The organism is Paenibacillus silviterrae, assembly GCF_030167925.1.
Classification (GTDB): domain Bacteria; phylum Bacillota; class Bacilli; order Paenibacillales; family NBRC-103111; genus Paenibacillus_G; species Paenibacillus_G silviterrae.
On record NZ_JASKUT010000001.1, the window covers coordinates 4,851,601 to 4,866,182 of the forward strand.

At 51.6% G+C, this 14,582-nt stretch carries 16 protein-coding genes and 1 other annotated feature; of the genes, 8 read left to right on the forward strand and 8 right to left on the reverse strand.

The window, feature by feature from the left end; all coding sequences use genetic code 11:
• Nucleotides 1–82 precede the first annotated feature (82 nt).
• Entirely contained in the window at nt 83–1,876 is a 1,794-nt protein-coding gene (locus tag QMO62_RS22660) for a M3 family oligoendopeptidase (RefSeq protein ID WP_284644499.1), read from the forward strand.
• An 832-nt stretch (nt 1,877–2,708) separates the two neighbouring features.
• On the opposite strand, the gene QMO62_RS22665 is transcribed toward QMO62_RS22660, so the two are convergent.
• Nucleotides 2,709–3,968 (reverse strand): methyl-accepting chemotaxis protein, encoded by a 1,260-nt coding sequence (locus QMO62_RS22665; protein WP_284644500.1) that lies wholly within the window; start codon nt 3,966–3,968, stop codon nt 2,709–2,711.
• Between the two features lie 211 nt (nt 3,969–4,179).
• Between QMO62_RS22665 and QMO62_RS22670 the strand changes: the two genes are divergently transcribed.
• The 3 genes from QMO62_RS22670 (at nt 4,180) to QMO62_RS22680 (ending at nt 5,384) form a co-directional block, all read left to right on the forward strand.
• Nucleotides 4,180–4,404 carry a hypothetical protein gene (locus QMO62_RS22670; protein ID WP_284644501.1) on the forward strand — a complete coding sequence of 75 codons (225 nt, stop codon included), beginning with the start codon at nt 4,180–4,182 and terminating at the stop codon, nt 4,402–4,404.
• A gap of 34 nt (nt 4,405–4,438) precedes the next feature.
• Nucleotides 4,439–4,831, forward strand: coding sequence for a VOC family protein (locus tag QMO62_RS22675; protein WP_284644502.1), 393 nt, complete (start codon nt 4,439–4,441; stop codon nt 4,829–4,831).
• A gap of 178 nt (nt 4,832–5,009) precedes the next feature.
• Entirely contained in the window at nt 5,010–5,384 is a 375-nt protein-coding gene (locus QMO62_RS22680) for an O-methyltransferase (protein WP_284644503.1), read from the forward strand.
• Nucleotides 5,385–5,539: 155 nt separating this feature from the next.
• Here QMO62_RS22680 and QMO62_RS22685 read toward each other — a convergent pair whose 3' ends face one another.
• Complete coding sequence (locus tag QMO62_RS22685) at nt 5,540–5,767, reverse strand: alpha/beta-type small acid-soluble spore protein (RefSeq protein WP_284644504.1); 228 nt, start codon at nt 5,765–5,767, stop codon at nt 5,540–5,542.
• 105 nt (nt 5,768–5,872) lie between these two features.
• On the opposite strand from QMO62_RS22685, the gene QMO62_RS22690 reads away from it, so the two are divergent.
• A complete protein-coding gene (locus QMO62_RS22690; RefSeq protein WP_284644505.1) occupies nt 5,873–6,370 on the forward strand; it encodes a hypothetical protein in 498 nt (165 codons plus the stop codon).
• Nucleotides 6,371–6,433: 63 nt separating this feature from the next.
• On the opposite strand, the gene QMO62_RS22695 is transcribed toward QMO62_RS22690, so the two are convergent.
• From QMO62_RS22695 to QMO62_RS22710, 4 genes are all read right to left on the reverse strand, one after another.
• Entirely contained in the window at nt 6,434–7,546 is a 1,113-nt protein-coding gene (locus QMO62_RS22695; protein ID WP_284645008.1) for a glycoside hydrolase family 88 protein, read from the reverse strand.
• 150 nt (nt 7,547–7,696) lie between these two features.
• Complete coding sequence (locus QMO62_RS22700; RefSeq protein ID WP_284644506.1) at nt 7,697–8,647, reverse strand: aldose 1-epimerase; 951 nt, start codon at nt 8,645–8,647, stop codon at nt 7,697–7,699.
• A gap of 80 nt (nt 8,648–8,727) precedes the next feature.
• Nucleotides 8,728–9,636, reverse strand: coding sequence for a TIGR03943 family putative permease subunit (locus QMO62_RS22705; protein WP_284644508.1), 909 nt, complete (start codon nt 9,634–9,636; stop codon nt 8,728–8,730).
• Between the two features lie 25 nt (nt 9,637–9,661).
• Complete coding sequence (locus QMO62_RS22710) at nt 9,662–10,714, reverse strand: permease (protein ID WP_372516730.1); 1,053 nt, start codon at nt 10,712–10,714, stop codon at nt 9,662–9,664.
• A gap of 161 nt (nt 10,715–10,875) precedes the next feature.
• Nucleotides 10,876–11,148, forward strand: a binding site (T-box leader).
• A gap of 57 nt (nt 11,149–11,205) precedes the next feature.
• On the opposite strand from QMO62_RS22710, the gene trpS reads away from it, so the two are divergent.
• Nucleotides 11,206–12,195, forward strand: coding sequence for a tryptophan--tRNA ligase (gene trpS / locus QMO62_RS22715; RefSeq protein WP_284644511.1), 990 nt, complete (start codon nt 11,206–11,208; stop codon nt 12,193–12,195).
• A 51-nt stretch (nt 12,196–12,246) separates the two neighbouring features.
• Here the strand turns inward: trpS and QMO62_RS22720 are convergent, their stop codons facing one another.
• Complete coding sequence (locus tag QMO62_RS22720; protein WP_284644513.1) at nt 12,247–12,423, reverse strand: hypothetical protein; 177 nt, start codon at nt 12,421–12,423, stop codon at nt 12,247–12,249.
• A gap of 160 nt (nt 12,424–12,583) precedes the next feature.
• Between QMO62_RS22720 and QMO62_RS22725 the strand changes: the two genes are divergently transcribed.
• Complete coding sequence (locus tag QMO62_RS22725; protein ID WP_284645009.1) at nt 12,584–12,808, forward strand: alpha/beta-type small acid-soluble spore protein; 225 nt, start codon at nt 12,584–12,586, stop codon at nt 12,806–12,808.
• Between the two features lie 326 nt (nt 12,809–13,134).
• Here the strand turns inward: QMO62_RS22725 and QMO62_RS22730 are convergent, their stop codons facing one another.
• Nucleotides 13,135–14,118 carry a metal-dependent hydrolase gene (locus tag QMO62_RS22730; protein ID WP_284644514.1) on the reverse strand — a complete coding sequence of 328 codons (984 nt, stop codon included), beginning with the start codon at nt 14,116–14,118 and terminating at the stop codon, nt 13,135–13,137.
• A gap of 95 nt (nt 14,119–14,213) precedes the next feature.
• Here QMO62_RS22730 and QMO62_RS22735 point away from each other — a divergent pair, with 95 nt between their 5' ends.
• The gene (locus QMO62_RS22735) at nt 14,214–14,507 is read left to right on the forward strand and encodes a hypothetical protein (RefSeq protein WP_284644516.1); all 294 of its coding nucleotides are present in this window, start codon (nt 14,214–14,216) and stop codon (nt 14,505–14,507) included.
• The last annotated feature ends 75 nt before the right edge of the window (nt 14,508–14,582 follow it).

Here is a 14,582-nt window from a genome sequence, read left to right on the forward strand (position 1 = left end):
TGCATTTTGGGTTTCTCTCCAAAATATGCTTTAATGAAAGATAGCATTGTCATACTTCAATCGAGAGAGGATCGGTGCTCGGATGCAGCATCCATTGCCGCAAACTTGGAATTTGGAACGATTTTTCCCGGGAGGAAGCCGATCGGCGGAATTCGCAGGCTTCATGGAAGGTCTTCACTCTGATATTTCCATGCTAGTGAACCTGCTGGGAGACCTGCCCGTGCCGGATTCTGCAGAAGCTGTCCAGGCCAGCCTGATGCCTGTGCTTGAGCTGCTGCAATCCGCAGGGAAGAAGCTTCGGGAGGCCGATTCCTTCACAGCTTGCCTGTCGGCGGAGAATCAAGCGGACAAACAGGCGGTCATTTTGTCAGGACAAGTAAGATCGATGGGCGCTGGTTATGCCTCTGCGCTGACCCGCCTGGACGACTACTTGACGAGAATCGAGGATGGAATCTGGAATGCATTTCTTGCCTATCCGGCCATTCAGGCCATTGCCTATCCGCTCGAGGAGCGAAGGGCGTTAGCCGCAGAGAAGCTTCCTCCGGAGCAGGAGGCGTTAATCAACGAGCTTGCCGTTGACGGGTACCATGGCTGGGGAGAGCTTTACAATACAACGGTGAGCAAGTTTCGCGTTCCGTTCGAAGAGAAGGGAGCGGTCATGGAGCTGACGGCCGGTCAAGCGGCGAACAAGATGCACAGCCCCGACCGAACCGTTAGAGAGACGTTATTCCGCCGATGGGAAAGCAAGTGGGGAGAGCATGCGGAGTATTGCGCCGATGCCTTGAACCATTTGGCGGGCTTCCGTCTTAAGCTTTATGAGCGCCGAGGCTGGCAGGAGATCCATAAGGAGCCGCTTGCGGTGAACCGGATGTCGAAGGAAACGCTTGACGCCATGTGGGGCGTCATCGAGCGAAGCAAGGATATTTTCGTGCAGTATCTGGAGCGTAAAGCTAAGCTGCTCGGCGTGGAGAAGCTCAGCTGGTTTGACGTAGAGGCGCCGGTAGGACGCGGCAGCAAGCATTACAGCTATGATGAGGGGGCCGAGCTTATCGTAGAGCAGTTCCGGCGGTTTAGCCCGAAGCTGGCTGATTTTGCCGTGAAGGCCTTCGAGAACCAATGGATCGAGGCTGAGGACCGTCCGGGGAAGCGGCCGGGGGGATTCTGCACTTCGTTTCCGATTGCCGAGGAAACCCGCATTTTCATGACCTATGCAGGTACTGCGTCCAATGTTTCCACGCTTGCGCATGAGCTGGGTCACGGGTACCATCAGCACGTCATGAACGACCTTCCTGCGCTGGCGCAGGAGTACGCTATGAACGTAGCGGAGACGGCGTCTACCTTCGCAGAGATGGTGGTGTCTGACGCAGCGGTGAAGGGGGCAGCCACCGAAGAAGAGAGGCTTACGCTGCTGGAGGATAAAATTCAGCGCTCGGTTGCGTTCTACATGAATATTCATGCCCGGTTTTTGTTTGAAACGGCATTTTACGAGGAGCGCCGGGCTGGACTTGTCAGCATAGAACGTCTGAATGAGCTGATGGTGAAGGCACAAAGGCAGGCGTTTCGGGATGCGCTGGATGAGTACCATCCGCATTTTTGGGCATCCAAGCTGCATTTCTATATCACGGAGGTGCCTTTCTATAATTTCCCGTACACCTTCGGCTACCTGTTTAGCACGGGCTTGTACGCGGAGGCGCTGCAGAGAGGCGCGGCATTCGAGGAGCAATATATTGCTCTGCTGCGGGATACGGGCCGCATGACCGTAGAAGCGCTGGCGGAGAAGCATCTCGGCGTCGATCTGCGGAAGCCCGACTTCTGGCAGCAGGCGATGGACGTGACGGTAAAGGATGTAGAGGAATTTTTGCGGCTGACGGAGTAGGATTCAGTCGAACATAAAAAAGGGGCGGTCTCCTCACAAGTAGAATTTCTACTTGTTGGGGGACAGCCCTTTTGGTTTTCCGCTTATGAAGGCAGTCAAGCATCCGATAAAGGATGCAATGCTGCAAATGAAGTCAATTTCATAATTAGAAAGCCCTTGTGGAATAAGGTTATTCGGCATTCAAAAGCAGGAGTACCTCCCCACATTCTCGAAGTTAAGGTTGCCAAATGGCATGGGCAACACGAAGGCGCAAAAATGGCGCTTAACACGGCCCGGTAATGCTCCCTGTAACGTTATGAAATCACCTTAATGCACCAAAAATGCGGGTATCTTCCACTTTAAGATGCAAAAATCGCGTTACAATGAGTCTGGCGCTTAACACGGCCCGGTAATGCTCCTTGTAACGTTATGAAATCACCTTACTGTACCAAATATGTGTTCATCTTCCACCTTAAGATGAAAAAATCGCGTTACGGGCGTCTTACGTTTATATCGGGCAGGTAATGCTCCTTGTAACGTTATGAAAATCATCTTTATGGGCAGAATTCGTGACCCAAGCGGGATTTTGAACGAGATTTGTGAGAATGAGCATCTTTGAGAGGGCACAATGGCTGAAAACGGGGCGAATGCTCTTGGAAAGTGGTATAAATGCAGAAATCTTTTTGAAATCGATATAAAAATGGAAAAAAGTTGCATGATAGCACAAATGTGCAATTCAAAGATGAACAAGGGGGCCTTCAAAACCTGTAACATACCGACCGCCTATGAAGTCGTGTCCTTACCGTTTTGGACACGACTTCGAGTGTGGTTGGAACCCTAAAGGTCATCTTGCCTACAATTTAAAGACGGACATCATCTGCTGCAGCTGGGTGACGAGCTTCGTCATTTCCTCCGAGCGGTTGACGATCTCCTGTACGGCATTGATTTGCTCCTTCATAGAAGAGGAGACCTCCTCAGTGCCCGCAGCCGATTGCTCCGTGATGGCGGAGATGTTCTCCATGGTACCGGAAATTTGCTGAGCGCTAGCCAGCATATGCTCGCTCTCCTGGGCGAAGGTGGAGATTTGCTCGGAGATGAACTTCACACTGTCCACAATCTGGGCAAATACCGCTTCCGTCTCGTTAATCAGTTTCGTTTGCTCTTGTACGACCTGCTCGTTCTGAGCGATATGGTGAAGCGCCTGCTGAATGCCCTGCTCGATGTTGCGGACGAGGCTGAATACCTCCTTGGTGGAGGTCGTCGATTCCTCGGCCAGCTTTCGAACCTGCTGCGCAACGACCGCAAAGCCTTTGCCGTGCTCGCCGGCCCGGGCCGCCTCAATCGAAGCGTTCAAGGAGAGAAGATTCGTCTGCTCCGCGATATCCGAGATCGATCGGGTAATCTGGGAGATGCCGTTGGTCTGCTTCGCCAGCAGGTCGATCGTATGCGATACGTTGGCGGTTGCCTCGACGTTCTTCTTCATGCCGGCGCTTTGAATCTCAACGGCCTGAAGCCCCTTCTCCACAAGCTCGATCATATATCCGGAGCGGGAGTTCATTTCGCGGGTTGCGCTAGTATAAGAGGATACCTTCTGTTCAATATCCTTGGTGGCCATCGAAACGCCCACAATTTCCTCAGAGATCTGGTTGGCGCCGGCAGCCAGCTCCCCGGAGGAAACGGACACCTGCTCCAGAACCGACCGTAAGCTTTCATTCTTGAAATAAATATCGCGGCTGGATTCAAAGACGTGCTTGGAGGTGCTTCCGGTATCCTTCAAGATCTCGCGAAGCTTGTCCATCATCCGGTTGAACGATTCCGCCAGCTCGCCGAGCGCATCGTTAGAGTTCACAGGTACCTTCTGGGAGAAATCGCCCTTGGCGATGTTGAGAGCGACCCGGGAAATGTCGGAGATAGGATCTGTAAGCGCTCTCTCAAGAAAACGAATAATCGGGAAGCTCAGTGCAATCATCAGGATAAGAAACGTGAAACCAAGCGTCTTGCTTCCCTCTGCTTGATAAATGAGAAACAGCAGAGCAAGGGAGTACAACGCAACGAGCGTGTAACATCCGAACTGCAGCTTTTTCTTAATCGACAAACTTTGAAACCAGTTCATGCAACCAATCCCTTCTTTTGATAGGCAGGGCAGAAAGATAACGCTTTCTTCCCCTAATTTCGACTTCTATGGTGAATTATAACATCTCTGAGAGAGAGCGGTCTATAGCTTTTGAACTATATCTTTGGAACCGTGTCGAATATCGGATAAATCCTTTATAATAACAGGACAAGAGTCGAACCGTATTCAGGAAAAAGCGAGGGAATCGATCATGTCACTGACCAACTGCAAGGAGTGCGGTAAGCTGCATATCCAAGCTGCATATACCGAATATTGTGCTGAATGTAAGGTCAACCAAGACCAAATCTATAGAACCTTCCGGGAATTTGTGAAAAACAATCCGAGAAGTACGGTCTACGATGTGCATCAGCAAACCGGCATTCCGCTCTCGAAGGTGCTTCGGTTGCAAAAGGACGGCTATGTCTCTTATAGTTAAAGGATAATCGGAACGATCCGGAGGGAGGATGACGATGATTCCTGTGGAAGGGCTCCATCATGTCAGCATAACGGTAAGTGATTTGGAACGCTCCAAAACGTTTTACCGCGAGGTCATAGGACTGCAGGAGATTGCGCGGCCGCCGTTTGATTTTCCCGGGGCGTGGTTTGCCGTGGGCGCCGCAGGGCAGCAGCTGCACCTGATCGTGCACGAGGGAGAGACGAGACGGCAAAGCGGCATCGATACGCGAGATGGACACATGGCTATCCGGGTGAGCAGCTATAAAGAAACGAGGGCGTGGCTTGATCGCCAAGGAGTCGCTTATGAAGCGAGACCTCGGGCCAAAGCGGGCTTCCCCCAGATCTATGTACTGGATCCCGATCATAACATCATTGAATTCAATGCCGAAGCGCTGGATGAAGAATAGGTATTCGACAGGAGGGATGACTCCTGTCTTTTTTTGTATCATTTTGTAGGATTTGCTAAAGTTTTAAGAAAGTTGCAAAATTCATGTTGATTCATAGGAGAAAGCTATCCTATAATAGGGCTGCAGTCCTAGTAATATACAGATTACACCATTTATGGAATAGGAAAGGAGGTGTCTAATGATTCTTGAACAACTCCCATTGGCCAGACAGATCGACCTTGTATTCCGGGAATTGAAGGAAGAGCTGGCACATCTGACATCAGGTACGGTGTTCGTTCAAATTCGCAATAACGTCATTGGAAAGTTCGGCATTCGCCATTTTCCTCTGGAAAGCAAAGGAAGGCAGCTTCAGAAGCTCGAGAAAGGATTGACGGAGGACCACCAGGTTTCGTTTAGAGAAACGGCACTGGAGTCACTGAAGCTCAAACGCTGGTCCCACGGCGAAATTCAATTCGAATTCGCTATGAGGCAGAATACGCTCTGCACCAGTGTTATTTTCGAGTCAAATTATAACATGGCAAGCTTGTTTGGAGAGGCTCGGTCGAGCCGTTAATACGTTAATAATTCATGTGCACTCATCTTATTATTTATCTGTTCCTGCCGCAGCAGCGTCGCGAGACGTCCTGATGCGGCTTTTCCTGCTGATTGTAGTATAATGAAAAAGGCGACCCCTCAAGGAGTCACCTTCCTAAGTATGCTTCGTACTGCTTATCGTGTGAATTTGCCGGCCAATTGCTGCTCGGCGATTTGAACCAGACGACGTGTGATGTGGCCCCCGATTGCCCCGGTATCACGAGTTGCCATGTAACCATAGTAACCGTCCTGAGGAATTTGGATGCCCAGCTCTTGTGCAACCTCATACTTCAGCTGATCCAAAGCTTGAGAAGCTTGTGGAACAACCAGTACATTGCTGCTGCGGGATTGTCCTGCGCCCATCGTTATCACCTCCGTTCATAAGGTAGTATGTACCAAACGGTTCAATATACTCATGCAAAACAATGGAAATTATCGCCACATTTTATATGCCGGGAGGCCGTTGATATGTCTTTTGAGCTTACATGCAGCGGATGGTCGCTGGATAAGGATTTACAAATTGTTCACGCCGATGTCAGGCTTGTAGTGGAAGGGGAGGCGCTTATCGAGGAGCCGTTATGCGTCGATGTGGGGCTGCCGGCTCTGCTGCTCAGCGCACTGGAGCCTGTGGAGCCGGATCGTTTCACTGATCCCCGCGAATGGCGTATGATGCCGTTCTTCTGCTGCGGCTGCGGGGACCCGGAATGCCGGGCTTTTTCGTTCCGTGTTCGTCATACCTCCGAAGGGGACATAGAGCTAACGGAGCTGGAGGAGCGGCAGGGCAGAGAGCCCAGACAGCTGGCTGTCCATACAATTGACGGTGAAGAGTACCGCAGAAGAGTTCTGTCCATCGGTCAGGCGTTTCTGCAGTTTATCGAGCCGCTGGATTACCATCCGCATCATCACGAGACTTTGGCGCAGGTGAAACGGCTGGTAAAGCAATTATCCGCAGGGCAATCAAAGTAAAAAAGAAACAGGCTTCGTCCCGGTGGCGCTATACGTCCATGGGAAGGAGCCTGTTTGGCCTTTTTAGAAGATGCTGTTCTTCCAGCCGTGCAGCTTCGCAATCGCTTCAACATAGTAGTAATCGCCATAGATGAGCGAAACGTCGATGTTGGAATTCGCCGGTTTGTGGCCTGTTCCGTGCAGAAGAATCGCCTCATGATCGGGCTGATCCCATGTAGCGTAGTTCTCTGTCAGCGATTGGAGGATACGCTTGGCTGCATCGGTGTAGAAGCGGGCTTCTGCGGCGGATACGTGATTCGCAATCTCAAGCAGGCCGGAGGCTGCGATCGCCGCTGCAGAGCTGTCGCGCGGTTCGCCCTCCAGATGCTCCACACGGAAATCCCAATGTGGCACATGGTCTTCCGGCAGGGAGGACAGGAAGAAGTGGGCAACACGCTTCGCCGCTTCAAGGAAGCGCTGCTCCTTCGTGTGCTTATACGTATTGGCCATGCCGTAGATGGCCCAAGCCTGCCCGCGGCTCCAAGCCGATGTCGGACTGTAGCCTTGGCCTCCCAGGGCTTCGATGAAAGCGCCGGTTTCCGGATTGAAGCTGACGATATGATTCACGGAACCGTCCGGGCGGATGAAGTATTCCAAGGCCGTGTCGGCATGGGCAATGGCAATATGCTGAAACCTCGGGTCTCCGGTCGTTTGGGAAGCCCAGAAAAGGAGGGACAGATTCATCGTGCAGTCAATAATCGCCCAGCCGATTCGATCGCCCTCCCAGGCACGGATGAATCGACCTGCCAGATTGAAGCGTCCGGCTAGGAAATTGGCTGCTCTCAGGCCGCGGACCCATCCGTCGCGATCTCCTGTCAGCTTATGCTTAATGACTGCGGTAGGAAGGAATTGGAAGCCCACGTCGTGGTGCAATTCATTCGTTTCCTTCAGCAGCCACGGAGCGATCTTCTCATCCCAGCTCCAGGCAGCTTCTTTATAATGCTCTTTGCCCGTCAGATCGTACATGACCCACAGCAAGCCGCCCCAAAAGCCGGATGTCCACCAATCCGTTCCCGTGTCGTCATAGCTGCCGTCCTTCTTCGCCACGTGAGGGCATTTGTCCCCGATTTGAGCGATCATGCGGTCTACCTTGGGCTGCAGCCGCTCAACCACATTCGCCACATACTGCTGATCCATCATTGGTAAGCCTCCCTATCCTATTTTTTAAAACAATTTAAACGTTTAAACATTCCTGATAAAATTATAGCATTGAAACGTTTAAATTGTGAAGCGAAAAAATCGTTCTCCCTCATATTCGAATCCGGGGAGAACGATTTATTCCTAAGCTTACTTGTATACAACCTCCAGCTTCACTTCCAGCTCCAGCGGTTTGCCGGGCTCGACGCCCCGGAGCCCTGTGACTTCAGCCGGCTGGTCGATGTTCGGTGCGTTGGTGACCCAAGTATAAGGCTCCAGACAAATAAATTGATCGGCAACTCCTTTGGTGAAAATCACCCACTGCTTGAACAGGTCGGATCCGCTGTATCGAATATCGACATCGCTGCGCGACAGCACGGCAAGACACGGATAATCGCCGATTTGGAAGACGGTATCCATGTTATAGCCTTGAAGGACGTCTCCCTTGACCAGAGCCTCGTACGAACCTAGAGGACTGATGGGGCCAAGCGGAATGTTCGTTTCGTCAAGCTCCCATAAGCCGCTGACGGGAAGCTGCAGCTTCCATTTGTCCGGCTCCCCGTCCAGCAGAAACCAAGTGTGCAAGCCGTACCCGAACGGAGCCGATTCCGAACCTAGATTGGTTACCTTCAGCTTGTGCAGCAGCGTGCTGCCTTGCAGCTCATAAGTCAGCTCGAATTCCAAATCATGCGGATATTGCCGCTGAATGAACTCGTCTCCCTGCGTACGGAATACCGATGTGATGAACAGCTTTCCATCCCGCTCTCCGCTGGAACGCACGGTCCACGGCTGGCTTTTGATCACGCCGTGAATATGGTTGCCGGTGAGCGGGTTATTGCGGTCAAATTGATAGTCCCGTCCGTCGAAGCGGAATTTCCCCTCCCGGATACGGTTCGGCGGCATGAGAATAGGGGTGCCGAACTGAACGGGCTGCTCCTTCATCTCTGTAGGGGAAGCGGGAGTTCGAAGCATTTCTCGCTTCAGCTGCTTGTCCCAGATGCTGTAAACATTGTTGCCGATCGCAGGACAGATGCTGACGATCAATTGATCGGTTTCAAGCGTATAGGCAGGCGTTCCCTGCCAATCGATTTGACGAATCACGGAAGTGGCTCCTCTACATTTTCATTTTGTGTCTTATTGTACCAAAACAGCCCGGTCAGTGTCACCGGGCTTTTTACCTGTTATGTGCCGAAATCATAGTTGGGGTATACATACTGCACGGTCGGAACGGCCGCTTTGGCTACCTTCTCTACCTTTAACACCATGATGTCCACATCGTTGAACTTTGTTTTTCCAATGGTTCCGGTGACGGTGACCCAGCTGTCGTCAGCGTAGGTTTGCGCCCGGTCGTACTCGATCAGAACGCCGAACGGCGCGGCATCCGCTGAGCAGCATTGGATCGAGAAACGGCCGACGACGAATTGATTGCTTTTCATCTCTTCCGTACGGTAGACGAAACCGGTCAGCTCCAGCTTTTTTCCTACAAAACGGTCTAAGTAAAGATCGACGGTGGTCAAGGTTTCGATATAAATGTCCTCCGGAACCTTGATCACATCCTGTTGATACAATGCAGCAGCGTGCTTGGCATAATGCTGCGTGAATTTATCTGACGGAAACAGCCCGCTGCTGTCCGCGACGGCTTTGCCTTCCGCGGACTGGTCAGCCGGTGCGGCCGGCGTGTCTTTTTTGACCGAGCTAGAGCTGCTCAAATTCATCCCTTTCTTCGCAGCCAAACTGCTGCCCATAGACGTATCCGGCAGGAGGAAGGCCAGCAGCAGAGGGAAAATGAAAATGCCGTAGACCGCGGTATTCTTCAGCAAGGAGCGGGAGGGCATGTGGTCATGATCGTGATCATGTCCGCAGTCGCAGACCGCGGAAGGCTTGCCGAAAAGGGTACGGACGGTCTGGTACAGCTGGTACACGGCGATGGCGTACAGGCCGACGGCGGACCACTTGACATAGTCGACCATACGGGGGGCAATGTACAGCAGAATCTTGTCAGTTCGCACCAGCTGGGCGATATAAATGGCGAAGCCGAATAGAATCAGTGCTTTTAGCAAATGATGAAAGCTTAGTACGCGAGGACTCACGGCCCACACTCCTTACGAAATGGTTTTACATGAAAAAGAAGCGTTCGAACAGCAATGAGGCGGCAAGCACCGTCACTGCCGTTAACAAAGACAACAAAATGACAAACCGGACCTTGAAGGTCGATAACAGCATAAGCGTCCCTTTCAGATCGATCATAGGCCCGAACACCAGGAAGGTTAGCAGGGAGCCTGTCGAGAACGTGGTTGCGAAGGAAGAGGCAACAAACGCATCCGAGGTGGAGCAGAGAGAAAGCACATAAGCAAAGCCCATCATGAATAAATGGGAGACGACCTCCCCTTGACCGATCGACACAAGGCTCTCTCTGGAAACCAGGGTTTGAATCAATGCCGTCAGCAGCGCACCGAAGATTAAATACTTGCCCATGTCAAAAAATTCGTCCGAAGCATGCCCGAAGGTAGCCAGGAAACGGTTTGTTTTGGCAGGAGGGTGCTCATGATGATGGTGGTGTTCATGGCGGTGGTGATGCTCATGATGGTCATGAGCATGGTTATGTACGGCGTTGCCGGGTTCTGCAGCGGATCCGCGGAGCGGGTTGTTTCTAACAAAACGGTAAATGATGAGACCGATGACGAAGGCGACGATAAAAGCCAGAGCCATACGAGAATAAGCGATCTCGGGACGGCTGCGGAACGCCATGAAGGTGGAGGCGTACACTACCGGATTGATGATGGGCCCGACCAGGATAAAGACGACGGCGACGTAGACGGGCATTCCTTTCTTCATGAGACGCCGGATGACCGGAATCATTCCGCACTCGCACAAAGGAAAAATAATTCCGACTACGCAGGCAAACAAGACGCCCAGGATCGGATTCTTCGGAGTAAACCGGCGAATCGTTTGCTCGGAGACGAACATTTGGAGCAGCGCGGATACGATCACCCCGAGCAGGACGAACGGGAAGGCTTCAAGAATGATGCTGAGGAACAAGGTTTTGAAGCTCTGCACGTTGTCTGCGTTTAGGAACGACAGGTCGGGAGGCTGCTTTTGCGTAAAAATGAGAAACAGCATTACGAGGCACAGCACCGTCAGAAGGTTGGTGCCCCACCGAAGGATCATCGTTTGCAATGGACATGTCTCCCTTTTGTTTTTCGTAATAATTATTATTATAACGTATGCAGGGAAACAGAGGAATAGGACGAGTTTTTATGGATGAGCTTTACAAAAAAAGTAAGATGCGCTCCTTGACAAACGGCGATGAGATCGTTAAGATGTTCTCTAACAAAGCGATGACAGGAATAAGTAGACGGAAGCGACGCTCTGCAGAGAGCCGGTGGGTGGTGTGAACCGGCGGGTGGCGGCCGATCGAATGGATCCTTGAGCTGAAGGTTGAACCTGCGCATATCCGGGCCCGGATGAAGAGCGATTGCTTGCCGCGCAGCAGTATGCCGATCCGGACACTCCCCGTTACAGGAGTATTGAAGGCTCATGCGGCAGCAATCAGGCTTAGCATGCGGCGAATTAGGGTGGCACCACGGTCTCTCGTCCCTTGCGGAGGAGAGGCCTTTTTGCGTTCCAGGAAATAAATCCATTCACAGGAGTGATATACGATGACGAAGCTGAGAGTTTTGTCCGGTATGCAGCCCAGCGGGCAATTGACACTGGGGAACTATATCGGCGCTTTGAAAAATTTCGTAAAGCTGCAGCATACCCACGATTGCTTTTTCATGGTCGTGGATCTTCACGCCATTACGGTTCCTCAGGACCCCGCTGCGCTGAAGGAGCAAACGGAGGCGGTAGCAGCCCTTTATTTGGCGGCGGGGATTGACCCGAAGGTGGCCAGCGTTTTCCTGCAGTCCTCGGTGAAGGCCCATGCGGAGCTCGGATGGCTGCTGACGACGCTCACCTACATGGGAGAGCTGGAACGAATGACGCAGTTCAAGGATAAGTCCGCGGGCAAGGAGTCAGTCGGCGCAGGGTTATTCACTTATCCATCCTTGATGGCAGCTGACATTCTGCTCTACAATGCGGATTTGGTACCTGTAGGCGACGACCAGAAGCAGCATCTCGAGCTGACGCGCGACTTGGCACACCGGTTCAACACTCGCTTCGGCGAGACGTTTACGATTCCGCAGCCTTACACCCCGGAAGTGGGAGCAAGGATCATGTCCTTGGACGACGCTTCGAAGAAGATGAGCAAGAGCAGCCCTAACCCTGGCAGCTTCATTGCACTGCTCGATTCGCCGGATGTCATTCGAAAGAAGCTGAGCCGGGCTGTAACGGATTCGGGAAGAGAAGTGAAATATGATCCTCAGAATAAGCCTGAGGTCAGCAATTTGATGAGCATCTACTCGCAATGCGCGAACAAGTCCGTGGCGGAAATTGAGGCGCAATACGAAGGGCAGGGCTACGGACCGTTTAAGAAGGATCTTGCCGAGGCTGTCGTGGGGCTGCTGGAGCCGCTGCAAGAGCGTTATCGCCAAATTCGTTCCTCAGGCGAACTGTACGATGTGCTGCGCAGCGGCAAAGAGCGTGCCAACGAGCAAGCGGAGCTGATGGTGAAGCAAGTGAAGGAGAAAATGGGTTTCGTAGCCCTGTAGGCTGGGATAGTAAAAAGAAAGCTAAGCGGGCTCCCTGGCGGGAGCGGTCGCTTAGCTTTCTTTTTTTCTCGATTTGGCTTTAATAATGAAGCCGGCTCCGATGAAAAGCAGCGAAATGCCGCCGAACAGGAGAGCCATCCACGGGCGGCCTGCGGCCATAAAGTAGCTGATGGCCGCGAGCAATGCCGTTCCGACGAAGGCAAAGAAGAGTGCTAGTCCTTTATTCATATGTTCCACCGCCTTTCCGTACGCCCGCGTGGCGTAACATTTGAAACTCAAAAAGTTTTTTCAAAAAGTTGCGTATAAGTTTCGGCATACGTCACATAATAAGCTTGCAAGCTTGCAAATACATCAAAGACATCATCCAAAATTGAAAGGAGTGCTGAACATGGGTGCAGGTCAATCCCGCAGCAGCAACGTGTTGGTAGTTCCACAAGCTTCTCAAGCATTGGATCAATTGAAGTATGAGGTAGCTCAAGAACTGGGTATCCAAATCCCTCAAGACGGCTACTATGGTTACATGGCAACTCGTGATACCGGTGCAATCGGTGGTCACATCACTCGTCGTCTGGTACAAATCGCAGAGCAAGCACTCGCAGGCCAAGTTCGCTAATTGCAAGGGATTCATCAATAGAAGCTCAAGGAGAATTCTCCTTGGGCTTTTTTGAACGTTAAAGAATGTCTAACGATAGAGGTTTTCTTAAATTTCTGCATTTCTGCAAGATTCTCGGGACATAAAGCCGAAAAAGGATAAAATTTGTGAGATAATACAGCAATCTTTTCAAACCAAGGGCCTTTAAGCACGATTCTCCCATTAAAGCTGCAAAATGGCACAAATCATGCCCAAAAGAATGAATGGCAGTAATTATTGTTGCATTTTATCACAAATGACGCAGGCTGGCGGACCATTCAAAAACAAAAACAAGCGGGCGACCGTACCTAGTACAAGTCGACCCGCAGCTTTTTCTCCAATCGGGAAGAGCTGAGCCACCCGACATAGGAATCGATCGCTTCAAACTCACGGTCCATCAGCAGCACGGCAACGAAAGGATACTGCTTGCGGTGCCGGTACCTTACGTCAGCCCATTGCACCTCGTAGCCCCAGGGGTGCTCCTTCACGTGGGCACAGGCGAAAGAGGAGAAATACAGGAAGCAGGCGATATTCGGATGCTTCTTGGAGGCTTCGACGGCAGGGTGCACATCGCAAGCAACCTGATCGACCCATTTGATCTGTCCGCTCTTATATTCACCAAGCTGATAGGCACCGTCCCTCCGGCGCTTCACAACCTGCCACAAATACTGGTGGATCGTAGGAATCAACGTATACTTATCTCCCGGCTCGTAGGTCGTATCATTGCGGTACATGGTGGCTTCCAATCTCCAATGGTACCAAGTACGATACACATAGTAAAGTCCTAGAAACGTGTAAAGTATGGGGAAAATCACCTGTGGAGCGACCAAGTGAACCGACCAAAGAAACAAGGCGAGAATATGAGACAGAAAAATAATCGGATCAAAAATGTGAATGATGTTCCACGAAATCCACTTCTCAGTAATCGGTCTCATCGCCTGGGTTCCATATGTATTGAACAGGTCGGAGAAGACGTGAGAAGCGACAGCGATGAAAACCCAGAAAACGATATGCGACATGGGAAGATTGTTGAACATCAAACCGAGTGCGCCGGAGATCAGTCCTGTCCAGAGCACGACAGCGGGGAGCGAATGCGACATGCCGCGGTGGTGCTTAATGTAAGTGGCGTTGCCTCGCAGTCGCAGCAGCGTATCGGCGTCGGGCGCCTGCTGCCCGGCCACGGTTCCGATCAGAACGGCGGTGGATGCTACCGGGTCGGAGGCAATCACAGGATCAATGTGTGCAAGCCCGGCGAGCCCAAGTCCTATCACTAGGTGCGTACCGGTATCCATGGGCATACCTCCTGTTAAAATTCGTATGTCTTTTTGTGCAGGTAGTATTAGTGTATCATTTTCTTACGCAAAATAAAGCAAAGGAGTTGAAAAAAATGTGGCTGGCCTTTTCTGAGTACCATATTGATTCGATTCATCGTGCTAAGTATATGTCGTGGGCGGAGAAAATGACAGGGCGGTATCCGTCGCTCCAAATTTATGAAGGAACGGATCAACCGGGCTTGTTTGTCGAAGTGTGGGAGGGCATGGAGCATCCCGCCTTTCAAGCGCTCAAAAGCTACCGCTTAGAGGAAACCGGCGAAGGAGATGCCGACCTGCTGGAAATGAAGCAGTGGCTAGCCCAAGGCAAGGAGCGTATTCATATGTGGCACTTCCATAAAGCAAAATAGTCCATGATTCGCAGTAAGGATATCCATGGCTTCTTCCTCCCGTTCAGGTTACCCTAACTATAGCAAACTACCGGT